The organism is Streptomyces sp. NPDC033229 (genome assembly GCF_055576875.1).
Genome location: NZ_JBVIQR010000132.1, coordinates 1 through 4,643, shown reverse-complemented (window position 1 = coordinate 4,643; position 4,643 = coordinate 1). Strand labels below are relative to the sequence as shown.

At 70.5% G+C, this 4,643-nt stretch carries 3 protein-coding genes; 1 reads left to right on the top strand and 2 read right to left on the bottom strand.

What is annotated here, in order from left to right; translation table 11 throughout:
- Positions 1-412: 412 nt before the first annotated feature.
- Positions 413-961, bottom strand: coding sequence for a MarR family winged helix-turn-helix transcriptional regulator (locus ACZ53N_RS36440; protein ID WP_469145012.1), 549 nt, complete (start codon positions 959-961; stop codon positions 413-415).
- 238 nt (positions 962-1,199) lie between these two features.
- On the opposite strand from ACZ53N_RS36440, the gene ACZ53N_RS36435 reads away from it, so the two are divergent.
- The gene (locus ACZ53N_RS36435) at positions 1,200-2,531 is read left to right on the top strand and encodes an MFS transporter (RefSeq protein WP_469145011.1); all 1,332 of its coding nucleotides are present in this window, start codon (positions 1,200-1,202) and stop codon (positions 2,529-2,531) included.
- Positions 2,532-2,695: 164 nt separating this feature from the next.
- Here ACZ53N_RS36435 and ACZ53N_RS36430 read toward each other — a convergent pair whose 3' ends face one another.
- Positions 2,696-4,483: an ATP-binding SpoIIE family protein phosphatase gene (locus ACZ53N_RS36430; RefSeq protein ID WP_469145010.1), complete on the bottom strand. Its 1,788-nt coding sequence runs from the start codon at positions 4,481-4,483 to the stop codon at positions 2,696-2,698.
- Between the last annotated feature and the right edge of the window lie 160 nt (positions 4,484-4,643).

The following is a 4,643-nucleotide window of genomic DNA, read 5'->3' as shown; positions in this document are numbered from 1 at the left end:
AAGGAACGGACGCTTCCTTTGTACTCACCCTCTCGGGCTTTCCTCCGGGCGCTTCCCTTCGGTATTTCGTGTTTCCAACCTTACCAGATCCGTTTTCCGTTCCGTTTCCGGTTCGGATTTCGTTTCCGGCCCCCTGTTGGAGCGGGGTGTTTCGCGCCTTCCGGCGTGATCACTACTTTAGCGGATTTCCCCCGCGGCTCCTAATCGGAGCCGCGTCACGAATTTCGGCATGCCGAAATCGTTCCCGTTCAAGGGCCGTGCAGTAGAGATTGCCGCCGGTGCGGCGTGAGTGGCCGTCGCAGAACCGTTACGGCCCCGCGGCAACCCGGAGAACATTACGTATCGCCCTGACCCGTGTCAACCCCGGTTCAGGCACCCCCCTAGGGCCTCCCAGCCGGGTCTCCGTCGAGGCTCAGTCGAGGTCGCTGAGGCGGCCGCCGGCGTCCGGCTGGGCCTCTTCCACACGGCGCAGCAGTCGGGTCAGCATTTCGCCGAGCTGGCCGCGCTCGTCGCCGGAGAGGTCCTGGAGCAGATCCTCTTCGAAGACGGTGGCCCTCCGCATGGCCTCCAGCCACTTTCCGCGTCCCTCTTCCGTGATGCCGACGATGACGCGGACGCGGTTGTTCTCGTCACGCTCACGGGTGACGAGGCCTTCCGAGACCATCCGGTCGATCCGGTGGGTCATCGCGGCCGGGGTGAGGCCGAGGCGCTTCGCGAGGTCCCCGGGGCCCATGCGGTAGGGGTCGCCGGCGAGCACGAGGGCCTTGAGGACCTCCCACTCCGCGTTGCTCATGCCGAGCTCGGCGGTCTGCCGCCCGTACGCGACGCTCATGCGCCGGTTGAGGCGGCTGAGTGCGGAGACGACCTTCTCCACCTGCGGATCCAGGTCCTGGAACTCGCGCTGGTAGGCGGCGATCTGTTCGTCGAGGCTCGGCTCGGGGGCGCCGGCGGTGTCAGGCATGAGCCGCAGTATGACACGAGGGCTTGCCGTTAAAGCCTTTTGATGTGTACTGTTTAGCTTCGAAGTTTAGAGTTGAAGTCTTCAGGGCTGGACTCTCCGCCTCGGACCTGTCCCGGGCTCCTTCCTCGGACTCCTCTGCTTCGACAGCACCAGTCAGTACCGCTTGAACCCCTTACTCCTTCGGACCCCGTGGGCTGCTCCCACGGGGCTTCCGTTCTCTCGACCTAGGTAGGTGAGTGTGACCACCGCGATGGGCGCTGCTCTGCGCCGGATCCAGCTGGGGAACGCGTTGAGCGCGTTCGGCAGCGGCTTTACCGTCCCGTTCCTGTTCATTTATGTGTCTCAGGTGCGGAACCTCGGCGCGAGCACGGCAGGCATCGTGCTCGCGACGTTCGCCGTGGCCGCGCTTGTCGTGCTGCCCTTCGTCGGTCGGGTCATCGACCGACGGGGTCCGCTGCCTGTGGTCGTCGCGGGTACGGTCTCCGCCGCCGTCGGATCGATGGGGCTCGGGCTCGCGGACACCGAGCCGCTCGTCGTCGCCGCTGCCGCCGCGCTCGGTGCGGGCATCGCGGCGATCCAGCCCGCGCTGGCCACGATGATCGTCTGGTGTTCGACGCCGACGACCCGCTCGCGGGCCTTCGCGACGCAGTTCTTCCTGAACAACCTCGGCCTCGGTGTCGGTGGTCTGCTGGGTGGGCAGCTCGTGGACACGTCCGACCCGTCGAGCTTTGTGCGGCTCTTCGCGATCGAGTCGGTGATGTTCCTGGTGCTGGGTGCCGTGGTGGCGACCGTGCGGCTGCCGAAGGCACCCAAGGTCGAGGACGCCGTGCCGACCGACGCATCGGCCAAGGGCGGCTGGCGGACCCTTCTCAAGGACCGGGCGATGGTCCAGCTGTGTGTGCTGGGCTTCGTGATGTTCTTCGCCTGCTACGGACAGTTCGAGTCGGGGCTCGCCGCCTTCGCGGTGGAGGTCACTCGGATCTCGCCGGCGACGCTGGGGATCGCCCTCGCGGCGAACACGGCGGCCATCGTGCTCGCGCAGTTCGTCGTGCTCAAGATGGTCGAAGGGAAGCGGCGCAGCCGGGTCATCGCGCTGGTCGGCGTCATCTGGACCGTGGCCTGGGTGATGGCCGGGGTCTCCGGGCTCGTGCCCGGGGCGCACGGTGTCGCCACCGCGCTGCTGATATCGACGTACGCGCTCTTCGGTATCGGTGAGTCGATGCTGTCGCCGACGATGGCTCCGCTGGTGGCGGACCTGGCGCCGGGTCGGCTGGTCGGTCAGTACAACTCGGCCTTCGCTCTGGTGAAGCAGTTGGCGCTGGCCGTGGGCCCGGCCGTCGGTGGTCTGATGGCCGGTGCGGGGATGTACGTCACCTATATAGCGATGCTGGTCGTGTGCTCGCTGGGCATCAGCGTGCTGGCGCTGCGGATGGGCCGTCGGCTCACCCCGGCGCAGGACAACCCCTTGCGGGGAATCATCGTCGCGCGTTCCAAGGCGCCCGAGGGCGCTGCGACCGGCGAGGTCGCCGGCGGCGCCGACGCTCCGGAGCGGGTGGCCGTCTCCGCGTAGGGCGTCTTCGCTCGCACAGCGCCTGTGGCCCCTGGACCAGTCGAGTCCCGGGACCACAGGCGCTGTGTCATGCCCTGCTGTCGGTATGCCCTGCTGTCGGTCGGGCTTATCGGCCGGGCTTATCGGCCGGGCTGCTGTCGGTCAGGGTCGTGTCGCCCCGCTGGTCATGAGGTGTGTCCGGCGGGGAGGGCGAACTCGCACCAGACGGCCTTTCCGCCACCGGGTGTGCGGCGCGAGCCCCAGGAGGAGGCGATGGTGGCGACGATCGAGATCCCGCGGCCCGCTTCGTCGGCGGGCTCCGCCCGGCGGCGGCGCGGGAGGTGGTCGTCGCCGTCGGTGACCTCGATGATCAGTCGGCGATCGGTGCGGCGCATGCGCAGCCGCATCGGTGGTGTGCCGTGCTGGAGGGAATTGGCGACGAGCTCGCTCGCGGCCAGGACGCCCAGGTCGCGCAGCTCGGTGGGGAAGCGCCAGCTGGCCAGGACGCCCGAGGCGAAGGCACGCGCGCGTGGCGCGGCCTCGACGCCGCCGAGCAGCTCCAGGGCGGCGTTGTGGAAGAGCTCGGCGTCGTGGCCCGTTCGGGCGGGGTGCTGGAGGACGAGGACAGCCACGTCGTCGTCGTGGTCGGCGGTCACTCCGAGGGCACGGATGAGCCGGTCGCACATGACCTGGGGTGAGCCGGTGGCGCCGGAGAAGGCGCGCTCCAGGGCTTCGACGCCGTCGTAGATGTCCTCGTCGCGCCGCTCGACGAGGCCGTCCGTATAGAGGACGGCGCTGGAGCCGGGGCCGAGGGGCACGGTGCCCGAGGTGTGCAGCCAGCCGCCGGTGCCCAGTGGGGGGCCGGTGGGCTCGGCGGCGCGGCGGACGGTGCCGTCGGGGTCGCGGACGAGGATGGGGAGGTGTCCGGCGGAGGCGTAGACGAGCCGGCCCTCGTTGGGGTCGTGGACGGCGTAGACGCAGGTGGCGATCTGGGTGGGGTCGATTTCGGTGGCGAGGCCGTCGAGCAGTTGCAGGACCTCGTGGGGTGGCAGGTCGAGGCGGGCGTAGGCCCGGACGGCTGTGCGGAGCTGGCCCATGACGGCGGCGGCGCGGACGCCGCGGCCCATGACGTCTCCGATGACGAGGGCGGTGCGGCCGGCGCCGAGGGTGATGACGTCGTACCAGTCGCCGCCGACGGCGGCGTCCTTGCCGCCGGGTTGGTATGTGGCGGCGACGCGGAGGTCGTCGGGCTGTTCGAGTTCCTGCGGGAGCAGGCTGCGCTGGAGGGTGACGGCGGCCTCGCGCTGCTGGCGCTCGCTGGCGCGCAGCCGCTCGGCGGCTTCGACCTGGTCGGTGACGTCGGCGGCGAAGACGAGGACGCCCGGCTGGGTGGCTTCCGTGCCGTCGGGCCCGTGGGCGGCGTCGCGGGTGCCGATTTCGATCGGGGAGCAGGTGAACGTGTAGTAGCCGTGCCGGGGGCGGGTGTCGGAGCCCGGGTCGGTGCCGGTGGGCGTGTCGGCGGCGGGGTTGACGGTGCCGTCGGCGGAGACGCGGCGGGACTTGACCGTACGGGGCTTGCCGCTGCGCAGGACTTGGTCCATGAGGGGGAGCAGGCCGAGTTCGGCCAGCTCGGGGAGGGCCTCGCGGGCGGGTGCGCCCGTGGTGCGGGGGCCGAAGAGGGCTGCGTAGGCGGCGTTGACGTAGGCGATGCGGTGGTCGGGGCCGTGCACGAGGGCGACGAGGGCCGGGACCTGGCCGAGGATGTCGTGAACGGAGAGCCCGTCGAGGGTGGGGACGGGGCTCTCGGGCGCGGGTGCGCCGGCCGGGGTGGTCTCGGCACGGGCGGCGGGCACGGCGCCACCGGCGCCTGTCGTGGCAGCCGTGGCCGGTGAGGGCGCGGCGGTGCGGTCGGTGCGCGCGGCGGCTCGGCGCTGCGTTCCGGGGAGCCGGGCGCTCCAGCGGGTGAAGTTCACTGAGGATTACCTCGCGGAGTCGTTCCGGACCAGCTCGGCCGGCTCGGCGGCGTCCTGGGGGTTAGCCACCTGCCTGGCCGCACGACCTACACGAGAGTTGGGGTGGGGGGGGTGGGGGCGAGGCACCAAACAGAGCCGGAAAAAACCCCACCCCCCCCTC